Source organism: Pseudomonas sp. DSV-1 (assembly GCF_035830915.1).
Lineage (GTDB): Bacteria > Pseudomonadota > Gammaproteobacteria > Pseudomonadales > Pseudomonadaceae > Aquipseudomonas.
The window spans coordinates 3,781,008-3,805,227 of sequence record NZ_JAYMYG010000001.1 but is presented as its reverse complement, the minus strand read 5'-3'; the positions used below and the strand labels follow the sequence as shown (position 1 = coordinate 3,805,227).

Genomic DNA, 24,220 nt, shown 5'->3' with positions numbered 1-24,220 from the left:
GTGTCATCGAGCCCCGTCCGGCGTTGCCTGGCGGGGCTTTTTTATGGTGGCCTGGAATCTGCAGTGGGAGCGGGCTTGCTCGCGATGGCAGCAGTTCGGTTTGTCTGGCACACCGCATCGCCTGTATCGCGAGCAAGCCCGCTCCCACAGGGGTATTTAGGACCAGTAAGACGGTTGCTCCTGTAGGTGTAGGCCCTCGGTGTTACCGAATGTGTAACCGGCTGCTCCAAGGTGGGGCTTTGCGATACCCAAAGCACTGATTTAGAGCCCTTTTCAGCCCGTCATAAAATAAGATGAAACGCTACACTTGCCGGAATAGAAGGGTTTGCGAATAATAGGCCCGCTATTTGCAACTCATATAGGTTCTACATCTTTTGCTCTTTCATTATTTTGGAGAGCTGTCAATGCCTAGGGTCGCCTTTTTCGGTGCATCTGTAATTAGTTGTCGCATTGAAGAAATTACGGCTTGAAGCCTGTCGTTAGAATGCCGATCACTCGCTCGTCGTTGTTGTGCTGATCCCAGTGCAACGCCAGTAGGACGTGGCGCCGCATTCCCGGTTTAACCTCCGCATATTGGGCCTAGGCTCACTCTGCATTTATTGCCCTTTACCGATGGAGTCCTAAGATGAAGAAACTCGTGCTTCTTGGCGCCCTGGCACTGTCCGTGCTGTCCCTGCAGGCTTTTGCTGCTGATAAACCTCTGAAGATTGGTATTGAAGCGGCGTACCCTCCGTTCGCCTCCAAGGCCCCGGATGGCAGTATCGTGGGTTTTGACTACGACATCGGTAATGCTCTGTGCGAGCAGATGCAGGTCAAGTGTGTGTGGGTCGAACAAGAATTCGACGGTCTGATCCCTGCGCTGAAAGTGCGCAAGATCGATGCCATCCTGTCCTCGATGTCGATTACCGAAGACCGCAAAAAGTCGGTTGATTTCACCAACAAGTACTACCTCACTCCGGCACGTCTGGTGATGAAGGAAGGCACTGTGGTCGGCGATAACCTTGAAGAGCTCAAGGGCAAGAAAATCGGCGTACAGCGCGGTTCGATCCACGACCGTTTCGCCAAGGAAGTTCTGGCGCCTAAAGGTGCAACCGTTGTTCCTTACGGTTCGCAGAACGAAATCTATCTGGACGTTGAAGCGGGCCGCCTTGATGGCACCGTTGCAGACGCCACCCTGCTCGAAGACGGTTTCCTGAAAACCCCGGCGGGTAAAGGCTATGCATTTGCGGGTCCGGCATTCACCGACGTCAAATATTTTGGTGACGGCGTAGGTATCGCAGTGCGCAAGGGCGATGCCCTCAAAGACAAGATCAACACTGCAATTACCGCTATCCGTGAAAACGGCAAGTACAAGCAAATCCAGGACAAATACTTCAACTTCGATATTTACGGTCAGTAATACATCGCAGCGGTAAGTCCGAAATGGCGCAAGCAACAGATTCTCTGAAGTTTGCGCCATTTTTTCATCCCCATTTCTGAGGACCTGAATCATGTTGAAAGGCTACGGGGCTGTCATCCTCGATGGCGCTTGGCTGACGCTTCAGCTCGCCTTGTCGTCCATGGCCCTGGCCATTGTTCTAGGTCTGATCGGTGTTTCGTTACGCTTGTCGCCGGTACGCTGGCTGGCCTGGATGGGCGATCTGTATTCGACGGTAATCCGCGGGATTCCCGATCTGGTGCTGATTTTGCTGATTTTTTACGGTGGCCAGGATTTGCTCAATCGCGTGGCGCCGATGCTGGGCTACGACGACTATATCGACTTGAATCCGCTGGCGGCCGGTATCGGCACCCTGGGCTTCATTTTCGGTGCCTACCTGTCCGAAACCTTTCGTGGTGCGTTCATGGCCATCCCCAAAGGGCAGGCTGAGGCCGGCATGGCGTATGGCATGAGTTCGTTTCAGGTGTTTTTCCGGGTATTGGTGCCGCAGATGATTCGCCTGGCGATTCCGGGCTTTACCAATAACTGGCTGGTATTGACCAAAGCCACGGCCCTGATTTCGGTGGTCGGCTTGCAAGACATGATGTTCAAGGCCAAGCAGGCGGCTGATGCCACCCGCGAGCCGTTCACCTTCTTCCTGGCCGTAGCAGCGATGTATCTGGTGTTGACCAGTGTTTCGCTGCTGGCGTTGCGACAACTTGAGAAGCGCTACTCGGTAGGCGTAAGGGCGGCTGAGCTATGATCTTTGACTACAACGTCATCTGGGCCAGCATGCCGCTGTACTTGAGCGGGCTGCTGGAAACCGTGAAATTGCTGGGCATTTCACTCTTTTTCGGTCTGCTCGCAGCAGTGCCACTGGGGCTGATGCGGGTTTCCAAGCAGGCGTGGGTCAACTTCCCGGCCTGGCTGTTTACCTACGTGATTCGCGGCACGCCGATGCTGGTACAGCTGTTTTTGATCTACTACGGCCTGGCCCAATTCGAAGTCATTCGTGACAGCTTCATGTGGCCACTGCTGTCCAGCGCAACCTTCTGCGCATGCCTGGCGTTTGCTATCAACACCAGCGCCTACACTGCAGAAATCATTGCCGGTAGCCTCAGGGCCACGCCTAATGGCGAGATTGAGGCGGCCAAGGCCATGGGGATGTCGCGGTCTAAAATGTACCGCCGTATTTTGCTGCCGTCGGCCATGCGCCGGGCGCTGCCGCAATACAGCAACGAAGTGATCATGATGTTGCAGACCACCAGTCTGGCCTCCATCGTGACCCTCATCGACATTACGGGCGCTGCACGTACCGTCAATGCGCAGTACTACTTGCCGTTTGAGGCCTACATCACGGCAGGTGCTTTCTACCTGTGCCTGACCTTCATTCTGGTGCGCCTGTTCAAACTGGCCGAGCGCCGCTGGCTGGGCTACATGGCCCCGCGCAAGGCCTGACCCATGGAACGTATTGATCACGTGTTGCCGTGGAGTACCCTGGGTTCTGAGCGCCACTTGACGGTGTTTCGTTTCGGTGCAGGTGAGCGCAAGGCCTATATCCAGGCCAGCTTGCATGCCGACGAACTGCCGGGCATGCGGTGTGCCTGGGAGCTGAAGAAACGTCTGGCCGAGCTTGAAGCACAAGGCGCCTTGAACGGTGTGATCGAGCTGGTGCCCGTGGCCAATCCCCTGGGGCTTGGCCAATTGCTGCAGGGCAGCCATCAGGGGCGCTTTGAGTTTGGCAGCGGCAAGAATTTCAACCGTGATTTCGTTGAGTTGAGCGAGCCGGTAGCGCAGAGACTGGCCGGGTGCCTGGGGGATGACCCCCACGCCAACACCCGACTGATCCGTCAGGCGATGATGGATGTATTGTCTGAACTGCCCCCTGCGACCAGCCAGTTGCAAGGTATGCAGCGTGTGTTGCTCAGCCATGCCTGCAGTGCTGACATTGTGCTCGACTTGCATTGCGAGACCGACGCCGCACTGCACATGTACGCCTTGCCTCAGCATTGGCCGCAGTGGCGTTCTCTGGCTGCGCAGCTGGATGTGCGTGTAGGGCTGTTGGCCGAAGATTCGGGCGGCAGTTCCTTCGATGAAGCCTGTTCGGTGCCCTGGTTGCGGTTGCAGCGCCAGTTCAGCGACGCGCAGATCCCTTTGGCTTGCATGTCGACCACGCTGGAGCTGGGAGGGCAGGCCGACACCGGACGCCCAGAGGCCGAAGCTTATGCCGAGGGCATTCTGGCGTTTCTGGCCGAGCAGGGGCTGATCACGGGCCAATGGCCTGCTGCGCAGTATGAAACGTGCGAAGGGATGCCGTTTGAAGGCACTGAGCTGTTATTTGCACCGCACCCCGGTGTGGTGAGTTTTTTACGACCGGTGGGCGCCTGGGTAGAGACTGGCGAGCCGCTGTTCGAAGTGATTGATCCTTTATCTGACCGGGTCAGTACGGTATGCGCAGGCACCTCCGGCGTGTTATTTGCCGTTGAGCGACTGCGTTATGCCCAACCCGGTTTCTGGCTGGCTAAAGTGGCGGGGCGCGAGCCTTTGCGCCACGGGCGCTTGCTCAACGACTGACTGTTTTTGTGAGAACCGACAGCATGTACAAACTTGAAGTCCAAGACCTGCATAAACGCTATGGCAGTCATGAAGTGCTCAAAGGCGTTTCACTGGCCGCCAAGGCAGGCGATGTGATCAGCATCATCGGCTCCAGTGGCTCCGGCAAAAGTACCTTTTTGCGTTGCATCAACCTGCTCGAGCAGCCCCATGCCGGCAAGATCCTGCTCAATGGCGAAGAGCTCAAGCTGATTGCCAACAAGGACGGCGCTCTCAAGGCCGCTGATCCCAAGCAGCTGCAGCGCATGCGCTCGCGTTTGTCGATGGTGTTTCAGCATTTCAACCTGTGGTCGCACATGACCGCACTGGAAAACATCATGGAAGCGCCGGTGCATGTGCTGGGGATGACCAAATCCGAAGCCCGTGAAAAAGCCGAGCACTACCTCAACAAGGTAGGTGTGTCCCATCGCAAGGATGCCTACCCGGGGCATATGTCCGGCGGTGAGCAGCAGCGTGTGGCGATTGCCCGCGCACTGGCGATGGAGCCTGAGGTCATGCTGTTTGATGAGCCGACCTCAGCCCTCGACCCGGAGCTTGTGGGTGATGTGCTGAAGGTGATGCAGGATCTGGCTCTGGAAGGCCGGACCATGGTGGTAGTGACCCACGAAATGGGCTTTGCCCGTGAAGTGTCGAACCAGTTGGTATTCCTGCACAAAGGTATTGTTGAGGAAAGCGGCAACCCCCGTGAAGTGCTGGTTAATCCACAGTGTGAGCGGTTGCAGCAGTTTCTGTCGGGCAGCTTGAAGTAACTGCAATTTTAAGACTGCCTCTGTGCACCAAAATAGGTCATGCTCCGCATCCAGCGCAGTTGGCTTAGGTCAGGTGCACATGTTTTATTCCCGTTTTCGTTCCGGATAGCACGCTATGACCGCCCATCGAATTGGTTTCCTCATTTGGCCCAGCACCAAAGCCTTGACCCTGGCGCTGGCCGAGGAAGCGTTGCGTGTTGCTCAGCGCGTGCATCCTGAAGTCGTCTACGAGTTGTTGTTCCTGCAGGCAGAACCTGCGCCCGAGGGCGCCTGGAAATTGCCCGGCGAGCCCTGGAACGGCAAGCTTGAAGGCTGCCAAAAGCTGTTCCTGTTGGCTGATGAGCCCCCGACCACCCTGGCTCCGGCCTTGAGCAGTGCGCTCAAGCAACTGGTGCGGGCAGGGTGTGTGATTGGCGGGCTGTCGGCCGGGGTGTATCCGCTGGCGCAATTAGGTTTGCTTGATGGTTATCGTGCTGCAGTGCATTGGCGCTGGCAGGACGATTTTGCCGAGCGTTTCCCCAAGGTGATTGCCACCAGTCACTTGTTTGACTGGGACCGTGATCGTCTGAGCGCCTGTGGCGGGTTGTCGGTGCTCGATTTGTTGCTGGCTGTTCTGGCTCGCGATCACGGGGCTGAACTGGCCGGTGCGGTGTCCGAAGAGCTGGTGGTGGAGCGCATCCGCGAAGGTGGCGAGCGCCAGCGTATTCCGCTGCAAAACCGTCTTGGCTCCAGCCATCCCAAGCTGACCCAGGCCGTGTTGCTGATGGAGGCCAACATCGAAGAACCCCTGACCACCGACGAAATCGCCCAGCATGTGTGCGTATCCCGTCGGCAGTTGGAGCGGATTTTCAAGCAATACCTCAACCGCGTGCCTAGCCAGTATTACCTGGAACTGCGCCTGAACAAGGCTCGGCAAATGCTGATGCAAACCAGCAAGTCGATTATCCAGATCGGCTTGTCCTGCGGCTTTTCATCGGGGCCGCATTTCTCCAGTGCGTATCGCAACTTCTTTGGCGCGACACCCCGTGAAGACCGCAATCAGCGCCGAAGCAGCAGCCCGTTCGAGTTGTCTTCGGCTCCTGCCGAGCGTGGCTGAAGTCAGAGCCGCTTGGCCTGGGCAAGGGCGATGCGGGTCATATTCCGGCTTACTTCCAGGCGCTCATCGGCGAGTTGCAGGTAAATCCGGTTATACAGGCTGTCGCTGAGGGGCTCTTGGGTCAGCACTTCAGCTTCAGTGACCTTCAGTTTTGCGGCTATTTCTACCAGCGAAGCTCTCAACACCGGATCGCGATTTTGCAGTTGCTCCTGTGACTTGATCCAGGCGTTTTGTAGTTCCAGCAACTGGTTTAGCCAGTCCACGCGTTCGTCGAATATCCGTGTGTTGTCTTCAAGCGGTCCCGGATAGGTTTTGTTCAAGTAGGTTTCCCAGAACGGCGCTTCTGCCAGGATCTGGTTAACCAGGCCATCACCTTTTTCGCCCTCCTTGATCAGGTTGTAGGCCCGCGTAAACTCCGCGTTCCCCACCCCTGCGGTGAGGCGGTACACCATGTAATTGGGCACCCAGGGCAGTTCTAGGCTGGAGCTCAGGCGAGCCTGATAGCCGGTGTGTACTTCGACCTCATCCACGGTCCCGGGTACACCATCGATGACTTCAGAGCTGAACCTCAAGCCCAGGCCGCCCTCGCTGACAGGCTTTACTCGCTGAGCGACATCAGCGCGGGCGATATCATGGATTTTCGCCAGCCGGGCCTTGCCCCGTGCCAGGGTGATGAGGTTGTTTTTCAGTTCCCTGGCAGGGGTTGCTGCTTCGTAGTATTCGTAGGCCATGACCTCAAGGCCCATCGCATTGAAAATCTGTGCCCCGGCATCCGCGCAATGTGTGGGGGCGCTGGCAAGGGTGAAGAGTTTTTCGCGCATAAGGGTATCGTTATGGGCGGCATCGATCAGTCGCCACACTTTGCTGGCCAGATCCTCCCAAGCTTCTTCATAGTTGATCCTGTCACTTTCGGTCTCAAATACCTCTGGCTGGACTTCCATTCTGGAAATGACTTCAAAAAAGCCCTGGGATCCGTGCTCTTTTTCGACGTTATCCCAGCTGCTTTGCATCGAGGCCTGTTCAGCGGGTGTGTCGTCGAGCCAAAACTTGCTGCCTTCCAGGCCTCGTGGCGGGTAGGTGCGATGGGGGTCAAGGCCTTGTGCCTGACGGTACCGGATAATCCGGTCCTGGTTGTCCAGATCGAGTTTTTGTCGCTCCAGACGGGTATTGGCGACCACCCAGGACTCTGCGGACTCGGGCAAGTAATCAGGCACTGTTGCTATCTCGTTACCCAGCAGACTCAAATTGAAGGTTCGGGGCCTGCCCACTGAAAGAAGGCCTTCTGGCCACTGGGTGATACCGGTTCTGTTCAGGGTCAATGTCAGGAGCTCAGGCATTTGGCCAATGGCCGGAGGTTGTCCAAGGGGATTGTTACTCAGGTCCAGATGCAAAAGCCGCGTCAGGCCATTGAGACGATCCTGTGCCTCGCGGGTCATCACCAGCTTGTTGTTGGGGAGTGTCAATTGCCTGAGTCGGCGCAGCCTGGTCAGGGCTGGTGGAAAGCGTTCCAGCTGATTGGACGCCAGAGAAAGCACCCGCAGGTTCGGAAAGTGATTCAGGAACTCTTCACTGGAGGACGACAACTGGCAATCATCGAGAAACAGCCCGGCGACATGACGCAAGGGGCTGCTCAAGTTCAGGCTGTCGAGTTCGATAGCGCCCAGCTCGGCGTGGCTAAAGTCGAGCACTGCACGTATCTCGATTCTGCCGGCCTTATTGATGTGTGGTTTATCTGCCGTGTGCCATGAGTCCTTGATCCTGGCACTGACATATTTGCGGGTTTCGTGAATTTCGAGGCCGTCGGTGTCTGATGCTGAGCTGGCGCGTGGCGACTGTACCCACTCATCCAGTTCGCGAAACAACAGGTTTTTTTCATCCATAAGAACATTGAGCTGGGTCAACGCCTGTTCGGTGTTGATGCGTGCGGTTATCAGCCCGATTTCGGCCTCATCGCGCATCGGGTAAAGCGCTCTGACCTGGTTTTTCAGGGGGCTGGACGGGGAGTTGGGATCTATATGACTGCTGCCGATGCCGCGCAGTAGCGTTTCAGTCTCCAGGGCCACGGAGCGATTGGCATTACCAAGCTCCAGGGCGGTTCGCACCTGATTGTTGAGCTGGTATTTTTCGATGAGCCATTGCTTGAAGTTTTGCCCAGGCTTGAGGTGTGATCTCACGTGTTCAAGGCTGGTCTCGGGCAATGATTTCTGAAGGGCGCTGTAGAAGCCCGAGGCCGGGTGGAGCAAAGCCCCATGCTCATCATAAACTTCGTACTTGCCCGGCCCCAGCCGCACGATGACTCGTGACTGACTGGCCCCCTCCGGGTGATGGGCATGGCGCAAAGCCCCGTCCACGACTGATTCACGAACATCGAGCTTAAGGTCGCTGATGGCGTCGGTGTGCATTCTCAGCGTGTTAATGGCGGCTTTCTCGGCGTCGGGGCTGACCAGGTCTTCTTCAAACAGCCCCTCCTGTGCGTGGGCGATCCTTGTCTGGATTTGCAGCTCCGTGGCCAGGTTCCTGATCCGTAGCGGCAGGTTATGACCCATCAGCAAGTCTTTCTTTTCAAGGGTGCTGGCGGTATCGAGCATGGCCTGGGTCGCAGGGGCGGGAAGCTGCGCAAAGGCGGTTTCAATCAAGCGGGCCTGGGGGCGATGTGTGAGTCGCTCTTTGGCGTAGGTGTGGTTGAAAATATCTTCCCGGCGCTGATAGGCGTAATCGGCCACTTTGGCGTGGAGTGCTTTCACGGCATCCGCCTTGACGGTCTCGGGGCCCAGCAATGCGTTGAGCTGGCTTGAGTCGAGGCTGTCGACAATCAGTGGCCAAAGCTGTCCCTGCTTGACCTCGCCCTGGGATATTTTCAACGTGTCTTCAGGCAGGGCGTCACGGTTGCCGTACACATGGGGCTGGCCGGACAGAGTTTGATCCGAGTAGATGGCCAGTGCCTTTTCCTCAGGCCAGCCTTGCAACTCGGTTGGCAGGCTTTCAAGCCAGTTGCTCTTCTCTGACGTGGTCAGGCCCTGGCGCACATGCTCAATATCCTTGATGTTTTGTTTGTGCAGCTTCAAGCGCGTCAGGCTGTCTTTGAGCAAGGGCGGGATCTTCTCGCTGTTCATGTGTACCCGGCGCAAGACCCCATTGGAGGTCGCACTGACACGTCGCAGGTTTTGCAGCTCCGTGTCGCTGAGTCCGTCCGTTGCATGCCCCAGTCGCCGCATCAGGGTGGCATCCTTCCAGGTCTGCGGGCGCTCGCCCTCCATCAGCCAGGCCCCTTCGCCGTTATGCAGGATTTTGGGCCGGTACGCGTGCGGGCGAGTGGGATGGTGCAGGGTGAAATGTTGCGCGCCTTCGGCTTTCTCAAGCACCAGGGTGTGTTCAGCCAGACCGGTGCTGTTGAGTGTCAGCAGCATTTGATCGTTGTGGTGCCGCAGGCCCAGTTCGTCAGTGGCTACGCTGTCGGGCACATTCAACTCATGGTTGTAGACGCTGATGTCAGGATTCCATAGGCGGGTGTTGCCGTCGCTGCCCGTCACGGGTGTCATGCCCTCTACGAAGGCTGACGATTTTGGCAGCAGGTCACTGACGATGTGTCCTCCCGCGGCAAACAGCCCTGCCTGTACTGTGCTTTCCAGCACTGCAATCAAATGCTCGAAGGCTTCGGTTGTCTGGCCTTCCACCCAGTCGTGCACGCCCTCATAGACGTCATCCAGCAGTTGATAGGCCATTTGTAGCAGCATCAACTCGCCGACCACCGGCACAAACGGGGCGATGACAAAGGCTGCCGCATTGAACAGGGCCAGGCCGATGCGCTTCCAGCGCTCCAGTCGATCCTGGCGGGTCTTGCGGTCTTCTGCGTCGGTAGAGACGGCAATGCTCTTGGCGTCACTGAATATCCTGGCCAGCTTTCTGCTGTAGAGGGTTTCCCACAGGTCTTCAGTGATCGGCTCAATCGAACAATCGAGCAGGGGGTTGTCGATCGGGATCAGGGATTGTCCGACCCCGAAGTCGCGGTCTTCCAGGTCGGGGGCATTGGGGGTGTCGGTGATGATGTGGAAGTAGGTTCTTTTCAATGCTGAAAAGTACGTCGCCAGATGCTCGTGAGGGATGAAACGACGAAAGAAATGCTGGTAGTCGTCAGCGCTCAGGCGTGCGGTCAGGTGCTCAACAAAGCTACCGATGGATGAGTATTCCTTTATCGGGTGCAGCGGATCGTGGGGGAGGTACACCACAATGGAGCGCTGATGCTCGGGAATGAAGATGACCGGTCCCTCTGCCGCCAATGCGCACACCGAGAGGCTGTAGGTCAGCCACTTGTCGCTCGTGCCGCTCATAAAGCCATTCAAAGACTCGTACAGGGGTGCGTGCATTTTCCGGGTGAGAACCCCATGGAGCAGGTCAGCCTTGAGATCGGCCTGATGGCATTCGCCCAGGGTGGTTTTTAGCCGTAATTGCCTGGCACGGTCATTGAGCCCCAGATGGGTTCTCAAATGAGCGTCATAGCGGGCGCCAAGGTTGAGTGCGCGGCACAGGGCGGTGAAGGCCAGTACCGGCATTTTTTCGGTGATATCGTCCCTGAGTTTGTAATGACCCAGCTCGTCGGGGCGAGTGATATAGCCGGAGTCAGGCTCGTAGGCATAGGGCAAGGTTTCATGCAGTTCAAAGTTGTGCAGGGCGGCGTCCAGTAACGACGCGCGCCAGGTTGTAGAGCCGCTGTCCAGAAGGCCGATCACTGGCAGGTAGGTAGGGGTGTAAAGGTTGATGTAGATCTGGTTGACGTCCAGGTCCAGGCCGTGGCGTTGCTTGATCAGTCGCTTGAGCAACGGTTCGGCAAAGGCGCGCACATCGAGGATGTGCTCAAGTTGCTGGTTCACAGCGCCGTGCGCGGCCCAGCGCTCGGTCAGTGTGTTTTTGAAGGTGCGGTTTTGAGTGGCGGTGAGGGCTGCAAGGGAGCGGTGCAGGGTTGGTTTGATTGTTTTCAGACGCTGCAAATCGGGCGTTTTCAAGTGCCCTGCCCAGCTCGGAAGGGCCTTGCTCACATGGGTGAAGTGAGGGCTGTAGTGAAACAGCTGTTCGGGGGGCGGCGGGGTTTCGAGAATGCTGCTCATGATGAGTCCATTTTCAGAGAGTGGAACAAGAGGGTGCGCATTAGCCTGGCGTCGTTGCCCAGGCCCTGGCCCAAGTCGACACCGTGTAATTGCCTCGAAGAGTGGCCATCAAGATCGGCCAGCCCGGGACTGAAAAAAAGCGCAAATACCTGCTCAACCCACTGGGGTTCCGATCAATAAACAGCGTTCAGCCGATACACATTTGGCACCCGAAAGCGGTCCGCCTAAGCCGCTCTGGAAACGCTCACGCTTTTCGCGCAAACAAAACGCCAGAGTGCTGCCGTAAAAGTGCCTCAGCGTTTAAACTGCGCCTTTGTGACGGAATATGTCGCATTGTCGTAATGCCTTGGAAAATCATGGTTGGGCGCTATAAGAAGTTGTCGCTTGGCGACAAGGCGTGCCCCCCGTGTGTCCCTACAATCCTCCCATCGCTCGCCAGTTTAGGCAGGCGTTCCTCTTCAGGAGACTCCGATGTCCGTTGAGCAAGCCCCGGTGCAACGCGCCGATTTCGATCAGGTCATGGTTCCCAACTACGCGCCTGCAGCCTTTATTCCTGTGCGCGGCGCCGGTTCCCGAGTGTGGGACCAGGCCGGTCGTGAATTGATCGACTTCGCTGGCGGCATTGCCGTTAACGTGTTGGGGCATGCGCATCCGGCACTGGTCGGCGCGCTGACCGAGCAGGCCAATACCCTGTGGCACGTATCCAACGTTTTCACCAACGAGCCGGCGCTGCGCCTGGCCAAAAAGCTGGTGGACTCGACCTTTGCCGAGCGTGTGTTCTTCTGTAACTCCGGTGCCGAAGCCAACGAAGCCGCCTTCAAGCTGGCCCGTCGTGTGGCCTTTGATCGGTTCGGCAGCGAGAAGTACGAAATCATCGCCGCACTCAACAGCTTCCACGGTCGTACGCTGTTTACCGTGAACGTCGGCGGGCAGTCGAAGTACTCCGACGGCTTTGGTCCGAAAATCACCGGCATTACCCACGTTCCGTTCAACGATCTTGACGCACTCAAAGCGGCCATTTCGGACAAGACCTGCGCGGTGGTACTGGAGCCGATTCAAGGTGAAGGCGGCGTGCTGCCAGCCGAGCAGGCATACCTGCAAGGCGCCCGCGAGCTGTGCGACGAGCACAACGCGCTGCTGGTGTTCGACGAAGTGCAAACTGGCATGGGCCGTACCGGCCAGCTGTTTGCCTACATGCATTACGGCGTGACCCCGGACATCCTGACCAGCGCCAAGAGCCTGGGCGGCGGTTTCCCGATCGCAGCCATGCTGACCACCGAAGCACTGGCCAAGCATCTGGTTGTCGGCACCCACGGCACCACCTACGGCGGCAACCCGCTGGCATGCGCGGTGGGCAATGCGGTGATTGATGTGATCAACACCCCTGAAGTGCTGGCTGGCGTCAAAACCAAACACGATCAGTTCAAAACCCGTCTTGAGCAGATCGGCCAGCAATACGGCCTGTTCACTGAAGTGCGTGGCATGGGCCTGTTGATCGGCTGCGTGTTGAACGATGCCTGGAAAGGCCGCGCCAAAGACATTTTTAACGCCTGCGAAAAAGAAAACCTGATGATTTTGCAGGCTGGCCCCGACGTGGTGCGCTTTGCGCCAAGCCTGGTGGTAGAAGAAGCCGATATCGAAGAGGGCCTGAACCGCTTCGAACGCGCCGTAAAGAATCTGACGCAAGCCTGAGTGTGACCTCGACGCCCGGCTTGCCGGGCGTCGAACCGAATTAATGTGGGAGCGGGCTTGCTCGCGATGGCAGCACCGCGGTCTGTCTGCACAACCGCGCTGATGCCATCGCGAGCAAGCCCGCTCCACACCCCCTCTATGTAGTTCAAGGATTTAAGGAGTGACACCATGCTGGTGATGCGCCCTGCGCAAATGGCTGATCTGGGCGAGGTACAGCGTCTGGCTGCGGACAGCCCGATTGGTGTCACTTCATTGCCGGACGATATCGAACGCCTGCGCGACAAGATCGCTGCGTCCGAAACCTCGTTTGCCGCCGAAGTCAGTTTCAACGGTGAAGAGAGCTACTTCTTCGTCCTTGAAGACACCGCCACCTCCACGCTGGTGGGGTGTTCGGCGATCGTGGCCTCGGCCGGTTACTCGGAGCCGTTTTACAGCTTCCGTAACGAGACCTTCGTGCATGCCTCCCGCGAGCTGAAGATTCACAACAAGATCCACGTGCTCTCGCAGTGCCATGACCTGACCGGTAACAGCCTGCTGACCAGTTTTTATGTGGTCCCGCAGCTGGTGGGTTCGGCCTGGTCGGAACTCAACTCCCGTGGACGCCTGCTGTTTGTGGCCAACCACCCGGAACGCTTTGCCGATTCTGTCGTGACCGAAATTGTTGGTTATAGCGACGAAAATGGCGACTCACCGTTCTGGGACGCCATTGGCCGCAACTTCTTCGACTTGAACTATGCCGCCGCCGAGCGCCTGTGCGGGCTCAAAAGCCGCACCTTCCTCGCCGAGCTGATGCCCCATTACCCGATTTACGTGCCGCTGCTGCCAGACACTGCCCAGGAAGCCATGGGGCAGGTTCATCCGCGGGCGCAGATTACCTTCGACATCCTGATGCGCGAAGGCTTCGAGACCGATCATTACATCGATATTTTCGACGGCGGCCCAACCCTGCATGCGCGGGTCTCGGGTATTCGCTCAATCGCCCAAAGCCGTGTGGTGCCGGTCAAGATCGGCACGCTGAGCAAAGGTGGCGGTCGCCAGTACCTGGTGGCCAATGCCCAGTTGCAGGATTACCGCGCGGTGTTGCTGGAGCTGGATTGGGCACCGGGCAAGCCGGTCACGCTGGATCTGGAAGCGGCCGAAGCACTGGGCGTTGGCGAAGGTGCCAGCGTACGAGTCGTGGCGGTTTAACGCGTTTGAGCGAGTTTCGCGGGGTTCGTCAGCGAGCCCTGTTTGAGGAGATAGCATGATCGTTCGTCCTGTACGCAACAGCGATTTACCGGCCCTGATTGAGCTGGCACGCAGCACCGGAACCGGCCTGACCACCTTGCCGGCCAACGAAGAGCGCTTGCTGCATCGTGTGACCTGGGCTGAAAAAACCTTCCGTGGCGAAGCCGAGCGCGGCGATGCGGATTATCTGTTTGTGCTTGAAAACGACGAAGGCAAGGTGGTGGGTATTTCCGCCATTGCCGGTGCCGTTGGCCTGCGTGAGCCCTGGTACAACTTCCGGGTGGGCCTGACCGTCAGCGCCTCCCAGGAGTTGAATATTTATCGCGAAATTCCAACCCTGTTTCTGGCCAACGACCTGACTGGCAACTCGGAACTGTGTTCGTTGTTCCTGAGCGCCGATTACCGCACCGGTCTCAATGGCCGCATGCTGGCCAAGGCACGGATGCTGTTTATCGCCGAGTTCCCTGAGCTGTTCGGCAACAAGATCATTGCTGAAATGCGCGGCATGTCCGATGAAGCCGGGCGCTCGCCGTTCTGGGAAAGCCTGGGTCGGCACTTCTTCAAAATGGAGTTCAGCCAGGCGGACTACCTGACTGGTGTAGGCAACAAGGCTTTTATTGCCGAGTTGATGCCCAAATTCCCGGTGTACACCTGCTTCTTGTCTGAAGATGCCCGTGGGGTGATCGGCAAGGTCCATACCCACACCGAACCTGCCTTGAACATGCTTAAAAGCGAAGGGTTCAGCTATCAGGGCTACGTCGATATTTTCGACGCAGGCCCGGCGGTTGAATGTGAAACCAGCAAAATCCGCGCTGTACGCGACAGCGAAGCGCTGGTGCTGGCGATCGGCACACCGGGTGACGATGCCACGCCTTACCTGATGCACAACCGCAAGCGCGAAGATTGCCGCATCACGGCCGCTCCTGCGCGCCTGGCTGCGGGCACTCTGGTGGTCGATCCGTTGACTGCCAAACGCTTGCAACTGACGGCGGGCGATCAAGTGCGCGCTGTTGCGTTGTCTGCCCAGCCAGTTGTCCCACGGGAGTCGAAATAATGAGCACGTTGTACATCGCAGGCATCTGGCAGGACGGGCAGGGCGAAGCCTTTGAATCGCTGAACCCGGTGACGCAGCACGTGCTGTGGACAGGCAATGGCGCGAATGCCGAGCAGGCAGATGCCGCCGTCAAGGCCGCACGCCAGGCATTTCCGGCCTGGGCCAGGCGCACGTTTGAAGAGCGCCTGAGCGTGCTCGAAGCGTTTGCCGCAAGTCTTAAAAGCCACGCGGACGAACTGTCCCGTTGCATCGGTGAAGAAACCGGCAAGCCCCTGTGGGAGTCGGCCACCGAAGTCACCAGCATGATCAACAAGGTGGCGATCTCGGTACAGAGCTACCGCGAGCGTACCGGTGAAAAGAGCGGCCCGCTGGGTGATGCCACCGCCGTTTTGCGTCACAAGCCACATGGCGTGGTCGCCGTGTTTGGCCCGTACAACTTCCCGGGGCATCTGCCCAACGGGCACATTGTTCCGGCGTTGCTGGCCGGTAACAGCGTGGTTTTCAAACCGAGTGAGCTGACCCCGAAAGTCGCCGAGCTGACGGTCAAGTGCTGGATCGAAGCCGGGTTGCCAGCCGGGGTGCTGAACCTGCTGCAAGGTGCCCGTGAAACCGGTATCGCGCTGGCGGCGCACACGGGTATCGACGGGTTGTTCTTCACCGGTTCGAGCCGTACTGGCAATGCGCTGCATCAGCAGTTTGCCGGTCGCCCTGACAAGATCCTGGCCCTGGAAATGGGCGGCAATAACCCGCTGGTGGTCGATCAGGTCGAGGATCTGGATGCTGCGGTGTACACCATCATTCAGTCGGCGTTTATCTCCGCCGGGCAACGCTGTACCTGCGCCCGCCGTTTGCTGGTGCCGCAAGGCGCCTGGGGCGATAGCCTGCTGACGCGTCTGGTTGAAGTCAGCCAACGTATCGAAGTGGGTGCTTTTGACCAGCAGCCAGCGCCCTTTATGGGGTCGGTGATTTCCCTGGGCGCAGCGCGTGCCTTGATGGATGCGCAGGAAGTGTTGTTGGGTTCGGGCGCCGTGGCCTTGCTGGAAATGCATCAGCCTGACAGCAATGCGGCCTTGCTGACGCCGGGCATTATCGATGTGACAGAGGTCAGCGACCGCTCGGATGAAGAGCTGTTCGGGCCACTGCTGCAAGTGATTCGCTACGCCGACTTTGACGCGGCCATTGCCGAGGCCAACAACACCGTGTTTGGTCTGGCGGCAGGCTTGTTGTCGGATTCCGAAGCACGTTATCAGCAGTTCTGGCTTGAAAGCCGTGCAGGGATCGTGAACTGGAACAAGCAGTTGACGGGCGCAGCTAGCAGTGCCCCGTTTGGTGGTATCGGAGCATCGGGTAATCATCGCGCCAGTGCTTATTATGCGGCGGATTATTGCGCATATCCGGTGGCATCCCTGGAAGCGCCGGCGCTGGCCTTGCCTGCTGCGCTGACCCCGGGCGTGCGGATGTAAGCGGGCTTTGTAGTCGCTGCCGCAGGGTGCGAAGGGATCGGTGGGGTTTCAAGAAAACGGGTTGCTCCGCAACCCTTCGCAGCCTGCGGCAGCGACTACAGAAGTGCATTTTTCGTGTCTATAACAACCGTTTTCCGGAGCCTCGCTGATGAAGTCCTTTGAAGTCAATTTTGACGGTTTAGTGGGGCCGACCCATAACTACGGCGGTTTGTCGTTTGGCAACGTCGCCTCCCAGAGCAATAGCCAGCAGGCTTCCAACCCCAAGGAAGCCGCGCTGCAGGGCCTGGAAAAAATGAAAGCGCTGATGGACATGGGTTTTGTCCAGGGCGTGCTGGCGCCGCAAGAGCGCCCGGATGTCGCGGGTCTGCGCAGTCTGGGGTTTTGCGGCACTGACGCTCAGGTCATCGAGCGCGCCGCCAAAGAAGCCATGCCATTGCTGGTAGCCAGTTGCTCGGCATCGAGCATGTGGGTGGCCAATGCCGCGACGGTCAGCCCAAGTGCCGACACCGCAGATGGCCGCGTGCACTTCACCGCAGCCAACCTCAACTGCAAATACCACCGCAGCATCGAGCATCCGACCACCAGTCGCGTGTTGGGCGCGATGTTCGCCGACCCGCAACACTTTGCGCACCATGCTGCGTTGCCTGCAGTGGCTCAGTTTGGCGACGAAGGCGCCGCCAACCACACGCGTTTTTGCCGTGAATATGGCGAAGCGGGTGTCGAGTTTTTTGTGTACGGGCGCAGTGCGTTCGACAGCCGCTACCCGGCACCGCAAAAATATCCGGCACGCCAGACTCTTGAAGCTTCACAGGCTGTGGCGCGTCTGCACGGCCTGAGCGAAGAGGGCGTGGTATTCGCTCAGCAAAACCCGTCGGTCATCGACCAGGGCGTGTTTCACAACGACGTGATCGCAGTGGGTAATGGCGAGTTGCTGTTCCATCACCAGGATGCGTTCCTCAACACCGAGCAAATGCTGGCCGAGCTGCATGGCAAGCTGGCAGCACGTGGCGGCAATTTCCAGTCGATCAGCGTGCCGCGCGATCAGGTGGCGGTGGAAGATGCAGTGCGTTCGTACCTGTTCAACAGCCAGCTGCTGAGCCGTGCAGATGGTTCGATGTTGTTGATCGTGCCTGAAGAGTGCCGCTCCAATCCGCGAGTCTGGCAATACCTGCAAGGGCTGACCGCTGCTGGCGGACCGATTCGTGAGGTCAAGGTGTTTGATCTCAAGCAAAGCATGCAGAACGGTGGTGGCCCGGCGTGCCTGCGGTTGCGTGTAGCGCTCAATGAAGCTGAACTGGCGGCGGTCAACCCCGGCGTGATCATGACGCCGGCGCTGTACGACACCCTGACGGCCTGGGTGAACAAACATTATCGCGATGCTCTGCGCGAAAGTGACCTGGCTGATCCACAATTGCTGCTTGAATGCCGCGCGGCATTGGATGAACTGACGCAAATCCTTAAACTGGGCGCGGTTTACCCCTTCCAGATCAATTGAACGGCTGCGTGCCTGAGGGATTATTAACCTGTGGCACGCACCTTCACCTCCAAATGAGAGCGAAATAATGACCGATACCCTGAAGCTGATCCTTGAAGACACCGATGGCACTCAACTGGAAACCTCTTGCACCCGCGTTGCCGTGATGTGGCAGGGCAAGGAATTGTGGATCCAGCATGACGGCCGTGGCCAACTGCTGATCGGTGTTGATGTTGAAGAAGGCGATGCCGAATACGCCAACCTGCTGCTGCGTCCATTGGCGACTAACCTTGTCAGCCTGCAACTGGAAATGGAACCGGCAGACATTGAAGAAGACGGTGAAGATGGCCACGTACACGGTCCAGACTGCAACCACTGATTAAGGATGCACCATGCTCGCTCTCGGCAAACTGCTTGAACTGACCTTGGCCGGACGTGAACCGGCCGAGAAAACTCAACTGACTGTCGACGGCGTGCGGATGCGCTGGCTGACCGAGGGCGCGCTCGAAGTACGCCCGCCCCAGGCGAGTGACAACGGTATGGATCTGCTGTTGTCAGCCGGCATCCACGGCAATGAAACAGCGCCGATCGAATTGCTCGATCGCCTGTTGCAGGCCATTGCCCGGGGCGTTATCAAGCCCCGCGCACGAATTCTATTCTTGTTCGGCAACCCGGGTGCCATGCGCACCGGTGCGCGCTTTGTCGAAGAAGACCTTAACCGGCTGTTCAACGGCCGCCACGAAAGCAGCAGTGGCCCCGAGGCTCTGCGTGCGTGTGAACTTGAACACCTGGCCGAAACGTTTTTCAGCCTCCCTGAGCGCTCCCGCCTTCATTACGATTTGCACACGGCCATTCGTGGGTCGAAGATCGAGCAGTTCGCGCTGTATCCCTATAAAGAAGGGCGTGTCCACTCTCGCGATGAGCTGGCCCGCTTGCGCGCAGCCGGGATGGAAGCGGTCTTGTTGCAGAATAAGCCATCGATTGTGTTCAGTGCTTACACCTACGATCAGTTGGGCGCCGAGGCGTTTACCCTTGAGCTGGGCAAGGCCCGGCCTTTTGGGCAGAACGGCGGAGTCAATGTCGAGCGTCTTGAGCTGCGCTTGCAGCAGATGATCGAAGGCACCGAGCTGCCACTGGCCGATGACTCGCTCGAAGGCTTGCAGCTGTTCAGCGTGGCCCGCGAGGTGATCAAGCACAGCGATGCCTTTATCCTGCACTTGCCGGCGGACGTCGAAAATTTCTGTGAGTTGCCCAAGGGCTACTTGCTGGCGCAAGACGCGGGCAAGACCCGATGGGTTGTCGAAGAAGAGGGTGCGCGGATTATCTTTCCCAACCCGAAGGTGAAAAACGGCCTGCGGGCCGGGATGATCATCGAGCCGGCTCGCGCTCTGGCGTTAGCGTAGCCAGGGCAGTGCCTGTCAGTTAAGGATAACTGTGGGAGCGGGCTTGCTCGCGATGCAGGCGACGCGGTCAGAGAGTCAAACCGCGCCGCTCCAGTCGCGAGCAAGCCCGCTCCTGCAAGAGCTGGCTTTACACCGCGCGTTTTTGCTGGGAGTCCATGCGCTTGATGGTGCGGATTTTGTGCAGGGTGTCGGCACAGGTTTTCGCGGCTTCTTGGCCTTTGTGTTCGAAATGGTCGAAGAAGAACTTCTGGTGCTCTTCACCTGCATGGAAATGGTGCGGTGTCAGGCTGACCGAGAAAACCGGGACTTCGGTTTCCAGCTGCACTTGCATCAAGGCGCTGACCACGGTCTGGGCCACGAAGTCGTGACGATAGATGCCACCATCCACTACCAGCGCTGCGCCGACGATGCCTGCATAACGGCCAGTCTTGGCCAGCAGCTTGGCGTGCAGCGGGATTTCGAAGGCACCGCCGACTTCAAAAAAGTCGATGTCGCTTTCCTGATAGCCCTGTACCAGCATTTCGGCCAGGAAGCCTTTACGGCTCTGGTCGACAATATCTTTGTGCCAGCAGGCCTGGATAAATGCCACGCGTTCGTTGTGGTGGCTTTTGTTTTTGCTGTCGATTGCAGTGGGTTGCATGTTCAGATTCCTGTTTGTGTGAAAAACAGGGCATATGAATCGAATGGGATTAAAGGGTGCGTTCAGGAGGGCAGCGCATGGCCTTTCGGCATCGCCACTTGCCCACCTGGTTGACGGCCCTTTGGCGCCAATCCCGTTCTCTCTTCATCCGGACTATGACCGTCGGCCCCGGGATCACACCGGGTCTGCTGACCTTGACTGCCCACAACCCAAACGGGTGGATCAGCCAAGCGCTCGCGGGCTATGCGCATTGCGCGCAATTACCGCCGGTGGGGAGTCGCACCCCGCCCTGAGAACGTTGCCACCAGCTTTTCTGGTGGCGGACATTTTGTATCATAATTTTTTCGCAGATGCATGGCTGCTTTTGGCTAATAGCCATCAATTTTTTCGCTGGGTTATCAGCGCGATCCCGCTCAAGCCGCTGAATATGTCAAATCCTGGCCGCACGACTCTTGTCCGAAAGGGAACTCCCCGATTAGCATCCAGAGCTGATCACTTATTGCCGAGGCCGCTCCAATGACTGTTATCGATCTTCGTAGTGACACCGTTACCCAACCCAGCACCGGCATGCGCGAGGCCATGGCGAGTGCGCCGATGGGCGACGATGTGTATGGCGAAGATCCTTCGGTGAACAAGCTGGAGTCCGAACTGGCGCTGCGTCTGGGCTTTGCCAGAGCGTTGTTCGTGCCCACCGGCACCATGAGCAACTTGCTGGCACTGATGGCGCATTGCGGGCGCGGGGATGAGTACATTGTGGGTCAGCAGGCGCACACCTATAAATATGAAGGCGGCGGAGCGGCGGTTCTGGGGTCCATCCAGCCACAGCCGCTGGAGGTTCAGGCTGATGGCTCGCTGGACTTGGGGCAGGTTGCAGCTGCAATCAAGCCTGACGACTTTCACTTTGCCCGCACGCGTTTGCTCGCACTGGAAAACACCATGCAGGGCAAGGTGCTGTCACTCGAGTATCTGGCAGCTGCCAGTCGCCTGACCCGTGAACATGGCCTGGCGCTGCACCTTGATGGCGCGCGGCTGTACAACGCAGCGGTCAAGCTGGGTGTCGATGCGGGTGAGATCACCCGGCATTTCGATTCGGTATCGGTGTGCCTGTCCAAGGGACTGGGCGCTCCGGTGGGTTCCGTGTTGTGCGGCACTGCTGACTTGATCGCCAGGGCGCGGCGCTTGCGCAAAATGGTCGGTGGCGGCATGCGCCAGGCCGGTCAACTGGCGGCAGCCGGTCTGTATGCGCTGGATCATCAGGTCGAGCGTCTGGCCGATGACCATGCCAACGCCCAGTTACTGGCTGAAGGTTTGCGTGCGGCCGGTTATGACGTCGAACCGGTGCAGACCAACATGGTGTACGTTCAGATCGGTGAGCGGGCCGAAGCCCTCAAGGCCTTTGCGGCCGAGCAGGGGATTGTGCTCAGTGCCGCGTCGCGCTTGCGAATGGTGACGCACATGGATGTCAATCGCAGCCAGATTGAACAGGTAATAGCCGTTTTTGCCGAGTTTTCCAGCCAATAAGCTTGCGATCCGTCCAATTGCTTGTCGCTATCGTATAAACACGCTGTACCCGGGGCGAAGGGCCGATATAATGCGGCCCTTTGCGAGTCGCACTGTCGATTGACGTGATTTACTTGCCTCTGGCCGCAGCCTCCGTGGAAGAACCTATGAAAAGCGCAGAAATCCGTGAAGCCTTCCTTCGCTTCTTCGAGGAGCAAGGTCACACCCGTGTCCCTTCCAGCTCCTTGGTCCCTAATAACGACCCGACCCTGCTGTTCACCAACGCGGGGATGAACCAGTTCAAGGACTGTTTCCTGGGTCAAGAAAAACGTGCCTACACCCGAGCGACCAGCAGCCAGAAGTGCGTGCGAGCCGGCGGCAAGAACAGCGACCTGGAAAACGTCGGTTACACCGCCCGTCACCACACCTTTTTTGAAATGCTCGGCAACTTCAGCTTTGGCGATTATTTCAAGAAAGACGCGATCAACTTCGCCTGGACCTTCCTGACCGGCGTACTCAACCTGCCTAAAGACAAGCTCTGGGTAACGGTCTACGCCAGCGATGACGAAGCGTATGACATCTGGACCCAGGACGTCGGCGTACCTGCCGAACGCATGATCCGTATTGGCGACAACAAGGGTGCTCCGTACGCGTCGGATAACTTCTGGACCATGGGCGATACCGGCCCGTGCGGCCCGTGCACCGAGATTTTCTACGATCACGGTCCAGAAATCTGGGGTGGCCCGCCAGGTTCGCCAGACGAAGACGGTGACCGCTACATTGAAATCTGGAACAACGTGTTCATGCAGTTCAACCGCACCGCCGATGGCGTGTTGCATCCGTTGCCAGCGCCGTCGGTAGACACCGGCATGGGCCTGGAGCGGATCAGTGCGGTGATGCAGCACGTCAACTCCAACTATGACATCGACCTGTTCCAGAGCCTGTTGACGGCTGCAGCCGACGCGATCGGTTGTGCCAACGAAGGCCAGGCATCGCTCAAGGTGGTGGCTGACCACATCCGTTCGTGCAGCTTCCTTATTGCTGACGGCGTGCTGCCATCGAACGAAGGTCGCGGCTATGTACTGCGCCGCATCATTCGTCGCGCCTGCCGTCACGGCAACAAGCTGGGCGCTACCGGTAACTTCTTCTACAAGATCGTCGCGGCACTGGTTGCCGAGATGGGCGAAAGCTTCCCGGAGCTGGTGCGCGAGCAGGCCAACATCGAGCGCGTACTTAAAGCCGAAGAAGAGCAGTTCTCCAAGACGCTGGAACAGGGCCTGAAAATCCTTGAGCTGGATCTGGCAGAGCTCAAGGGCACCGTAGTGCCTGGCGACGTGGTGTTCAAACTCTACGATACCTATGGCTTCCCGATGGACCTCACGGCCGATATCGCCCGTGAACGCAACCTGACCGTGGACGAAGAAGGCTTCGAGCGCGAGATGGAAGCCCAGCGTGTTCGCGCACGTTCGGCCAGCTCTTTCGGCCTGGACTACAACACGCTGGTTAAAGTTGACGTGCCGACCGAGTTTGTCGGTTACAGCGCGACCCAGGCTTCGGCCACCATCGTTGCTCTCTATAAAGACGGTCAATCGGTTGCCAGCCTGAGCGAAGGCGACGAGGGCGTGGTCATTCTTGATCAGACCCCGTTCTACGCCGAATCGGGCGGCCAGGTTGGCGATTGCGGCTTCCTGCAAGCTGGCGCGGCGCGCTTTGACGTGCGCGACACCACCAAAACCGGCGGCGCATTCCTGCATCACGGCGTGGTTGCCGCGGGCGGCCTGAATGTTGGCGAAACCGTTGAAGCCCAGGTTGACGCCGATGTGCGTCACGCCACGGCACTGAACCACTCGGCGACCCACTTGCTGCACGCGGCCTTGCGTCAGGTGCTGGGCGAGCACGTTCAGCAGAAAGGCTCGTTGGTCGACAGCCAGCGCATGCGTTTCGACTTCAGTCACTTCGAGTCGATCAAGCCCGAGCAGATCAAGGCGCTGGAAGATATTGTCAACGCCCAGATTCGCAAGAACACTCAGGTCGAGACTGAAGAAACCGACATCGAAACCGCCAAGCAAAAAGGCGCCATGGCGCTGTTTGGCGAGAAGTACGGCGACAACGTGCGCGTGCTGAGCATGGGTGGTGATTTCTCGGTTGAGCTGTGTGGCGGTATTCACGCCAAACGCACCGGTGACATCGGCCTGATGAAAATCATCAGCGAAGGCGGCGTAGCTTCCGGTATCCGTCGTATCGAGGCGGTTACGGGTGCAGCCGCACTGGCTTACTTGAACGCCGCCGAAGAGCAGCTCAAGGAAGCCGCGAGCCTGGTCAAGGGTTCTCGTGAGAATCTGGTCGACAAGCTGTCGGCGGTACTTGAGCGCAATCGCCAGTTGGAAAAACAACTTGAGCAATTGCAGGCCAAGGCAGCAAGCGCGGCCGGTGACGATCTGTCATCGTCGGCGGTGGACGTAAAAGGCGTGAAAGTCCTGACTGCCCGCCTGGACGGTCAAGATGGCAAGGCGCTACTGGCGCTGGTAGATCAGCTGAAGAACAAACTCGGCCGTGCGGTGATCCTGCTCGGCAGTGTCCATGAAGACAAGGTTGTACTGGTTGCAGGCGTAACCAAAGACCTGACTGGCCAACTCAAAGCCGGTGATTTGATGAAGCAGGCTGCTGCGGCAGTGGGCGGGAAGGGCGGTGGTCGTCCTGACATGGCGCAAGGCGGCGGTGTTGATGCTGCAGCCCTTGATGCCGCATTGGCCCTGACTGTGCCATTTGTCGAACAGGGTATCTGAGGTC

General features: G+C 58.3%; 17 protein-coding genes and 1 riboswitch. Of the genes, 15 read left to right on the top strand and 2 right to left on the bottom strand.

Annotated features, from left to right (window positions below):
* Nucleotides 1-625: 625 nt before the first annotated feature.
* From VSQ83_RS17835 to argR, 6 genes are all read left to right on the top strand, one after another.
* A complete protein-coding gene (locus tag VSQ83_RS17835) occupies nt 626-1,399 on the top strand; it encodes an ABC transporter substrate-binding protein (RefSeq protein ID WP_133077306.1) in 774 nt (257 codons plus the stop codon).
* 91 nt (nt 1,400-1,490) lie between these two features.
* Nucleotides 1,491-2,180 (top strand): ABC transporter permease, encoded by a 690-nt coding sequence (locus VSQ83_RS17830; RefSeq protein WP_133077307.1) that lies wholly within the window; start codon nt 1,491-1,493, stop codon nt 2,178-2,180.
* The gene (locus VSQ83_RS17825; RefSeq protein WP_016782124.1) at nt 2,177-2,875 is read left to right on the top strand and encodes an ABC transporter permease; all 699 of its coding nucleotides are present in this window, start codon (nt 2,177-2,179) and stop codon (nt 2,873-2,875) included. The genes VSQ83_RS17830 and VSQ83_RS17825 overlap by 4 nt, the downstream gene beginning before the upstream one ends.
* A gap of 3 nt (nt 2,876-2,878) precedes the next feature.
* Nucleotides 2,879-3,991 (top strand): succinylglutamate desuccinylase/aspartoacylase family protein, encoded by a 1,113-nt coding sequence (locus VSQ83_RS17820; protein ID WP_133077308.1) that lies wholly within the window; start codon nt 2,879-2,881, stop codon nt 3,989-3,991.
* A gap of 23 nt (nt 3,992-4,014) precedes the next feature.
* Entirely contained in the window at nt 4,015-4,779 is a 765-nt protein-coding gene (locus VSQ83_RS17815; protein ID WP_019823425.1) for an ABC transporter ATP-binding protein, read from the top strand.
* Nucleotides 4,780-4,894: 115 nt separating this feature from the next.
* Nucleotides 4,895-5,875: a transcriptional regulator ArgR gene (gene argR / locus VSQ83_RS17810; protein ID WP_133077309.1), complete on the top strand. Its 981-nt coding sequence runs from the start codon at nt 4,895-4,897 to the stop codon at nt 5,873-5,875.
* A 2-nt stretch (nt 5,876-5,877) separates the two neighbouring features.
* Here the strand turns inward: argR and VSQ83_RS17805 are convergent, their stop codons facing one another.
* On the bottom strand, nt 5,878-10,977 hold the full coding sequence (locus VSQ83_RS17805; RefSeq protein ID WP_326427278.1) for an NEL-type E3 ubiquitin ligase domain-containing protein: 5,100 nt from the start codon (nt 10,975-10,977) through the stop codon (nt 5,878-5,880).
* A gap of 471 nt (nt 10,978-11,448) precedes the next feature.
* On the opposite strand from VSQ83_RS17805, the gene VSQ83_RS17800 reads away from it, so the two are divergent.
* From VSQ83_RS17800 to astE, 7 genes are all read left to right on the top strand, one after another.
* A complete protein-coding gene (locus VSQ83_RS17800; protein ID WP_133077312.1) occupies nt 11,449-12,669 on the top strand; it encodes an aspartate aminotransferase family protein in 1,221 nt (406 codons plus the stop codon).
* A 168-nt stretch (nt 12,670-12,837) separates the two neighbouring features.
* Complete coding sequence (aruF, locus tag VSQ83_RS17795; protein ID WP_133077313.1) at nt 12,838-13,857, top strand: arginine/ornithine succinyltransferase subunit alpha; 1,020 nt, start codon at nt 12,838-12,840, stop codon at nt 13,855-13,857.
* A 55-nt stretch (nt 13,858-13,912) separates the two neighbouring features.
* Nucleotides 13,913-14,950 carry an arginine N-succinyltransferase gene (gene astA / locus VSQ83_RS17790; RefSeq protein WP_133077314.1) on the top strand — a complete coding sequence of 346 codons (1,038 nt, stop codon included), beginning with the start codon at nt 13,913-13,915 and terminating at the stop codon, nt 14,948-14,950.
* Nucleotides 14,947-16,413, top strand: coding sequence for a succinylglutamate-semialdehyde dehydrogenase (gene astD, locus VSQ83_RS17785; RefSeq protein WP_326427734.1), 1,467 nt, complete (start codon nt 14,947-14,949; stop codon nt 16,411-16,413). Before astA ends, astD begins: the two co-directional genes overlap by 4 nt.
* A 148-nt stretch (nt 16,414-16,561) precedes the next feature.
* Nucleotides 16,562-17,908: an N-succinylarginine dihydrolase gene (astB, locus tag VSQ83_RS17780; protein WP_326397504.1), complete on the top strand. Its 1,347-nt coding sequence runs from the start codon at nt 16,562-16,564 to the stop codon at nt 17,906-17,908.
* Between the two features lie 67 nt (nt 17,909-17,975).
* Nucleotides 17,976-18,266: a hypothetical protein gene (locus tag VSQ83_RS17775; protein ID WP_019823410.1), complete on the top strand. Its 291-nt coding sequence runs from the start codon at nt 17,976-17,978 to the stop codon at nt 18,264-18,266.
* Between the two features lie 13 nt (nt 18,267-18,279).
* On the top strand, nt 18,280-19,290 hold the full coding sequence (gene astE / locus VSQ83_RS17770; RefSeq protein ID WP_326427276.1) for a succinylglutamate desuccinylase: 1,011 nt from the start codon (nt 18,280-18,282) through the stop codon (nt 19,288-19,290).
* Between the two features lie 127 nt (nt 19,291-19,417).
* Here the strand turns inward: astE and VSQ83_RS17765 are convergent, their stop codons facing one another.
* Nucleotides 19,418-19,930 carry a 6,7-dimethyl-8-ribityllumazine synthase gene (locus tag VSQ83_RS17765; RefSeq protein ID WP_326427275.1) on the bottom strand — a complete coding sequence of 171 codons (513 nt, stop codon included), beginning with the start codon at nt 19,928-19,930 and terminating at the stop codon, nt 19,418-19,420.
* A gap of 131 nt (nt 19,931-20,061) precedes the next feature.
* A riboswitch (FMN riboswitch) is annotated at nt 20,062-20,231 on the bottom strand.
* Nucleotides 20,232-20,446: 215 nt separating this feature from the next.
* Between VSQ83_RS17765 and ltaE the strand changes: the two genes are divergently transcribed.
* Nucleotides 20,447-21,451, top strand: a complete 1,005-nt coding sequence (gene ltaE / locus VSQ83_RS17760) for a low-specificity L-threonine aldolase (protein WP_133077319.1) — start codon at nt 20,447-20,449, stop codon at nt 21,449-21,451.
* Between the two features lie 146 nt (nt 21,452-21,597).
* Complete coding sequence (gene alaS / locus VSQ83_RS17755) at nt 21,598-24,216, top strand: alanine--tRNA ligase (protein WP_219263248.1); 2,619 nt, start codon at nt 21,598-21,600, stop codon at nt 24,214-24,216.
* The last annotated feature ends 4 nt before the right edge of the window (nt 24,217-24,220 follow it).

Bases quoted from the DNA above. Each gene is read 5' to 3' on its own strand.
- aruF (WP_133077313.1), top strand. From the start codon at position 12,838: ATGCTGGTGATGCGCCCTGCGCAAATGGCTGATCTGGGCGAGGTACAG.
- ltaE (WP_133077319.1), top strand. From the start codon at position 20,447: ATGACTGTTATCGATCTTCGTAGTGACACCGTTACCCAACCCAGCACC.
- VSQ83_RS17835 (WP_133077306.1), top strand. From the start codon at position 626: ATGAAGAAACTCGTGCTTCTTGGCGCCCTGGCACTGTCCGTGCTGTCC.
- astB (WP_326397504.1), top strand. From the start codon at position 16,562: ATGAAGTCCTTTGAAGTCAATTTTGACGGTTTAGTGGGGCCGACCCAT.
- VSQ83_RS17805 (WP_326427278.1), bottom strand. From the start codon at position 10,977: ATGAGCAGCATTCTCGAAACCCCGCCGCCCCCCGAACAGCTGTTTCAC.
- VSQ83_RS17825 (WP_016782124.1), top strand. From the start codon at position 2,177: ATGATCTTTGACTACAACGTCATCTGGGCCAGCATGCCGCTGTACTTG.
- argR (WP_133077309.1), top strand. From the start codon at position 4,895: ATGACCGCCCATCGAATTGGTTTCCTCATTTGGCCCAGCACCAAAGCC.
- VSQ83_RS17830 (WP_133077307.1), top strand. From the start codon at position 1,491: ATGTTGAAAGGCTACGGGGCTGTCATCCTCGATGGCGCTTGGCTGACG.
- astA (WP_133077314.1), top strand. From the start codon at position 13,913: ATGATCGTTCGTCCTGTACGCAACAGCGATTTACCGGCCCTGATTGAG.
- VSQ83_RS17800 (WP_133077312.1), top strand. From the start codon at position 11,449: ATGTCCGTTGAGCAAGCCCCGGTGCAACGCGCCGATTTCGATCAGGTC.
- VSQ83_RS17765 (WP_326427275.1), bottom strand. From the start codon at position 19,930: ATGCAACCCACTGCAATCGACAGCAAAAACAAAAGCCACCACAACGAA.
- VSQ83_RS17775 (WP_019823410.1), top strand. From the start codon at position 17,976: ATGACCGATACCCTGAAGCTGATCCTTGAAGACACCGATGGCACTCAA.
- VSQ83_RS17815 (WP_019823425.1), top strand. From the start codon at position 4,015: ATGTACAAACTTGAAGTCCAAGACCTGCATAAACGCTATGGCAGTCAT.
- astE (WP_326427276.1), top strand. From the start codon at position 18,280: ATGCTCGCTCTCGGCAAACTGCTTGAACTGACCTTGGCCGGACGTGAA.
- alaS (WP_219263248.1), top strand. From the start codon at position 21,598: ATGAAAAGCGCAGAAATCCGTGAAGCCTTCCTTCGCTTCTTCGAGGAG.
- VSQ83_RS17820 (WP_133077308.1), top strand. From the start codon at position 2,879: ATGGAACGTATTGATCACGTGTTGCCGTGGAGTACCCTGGGTTCTGAG.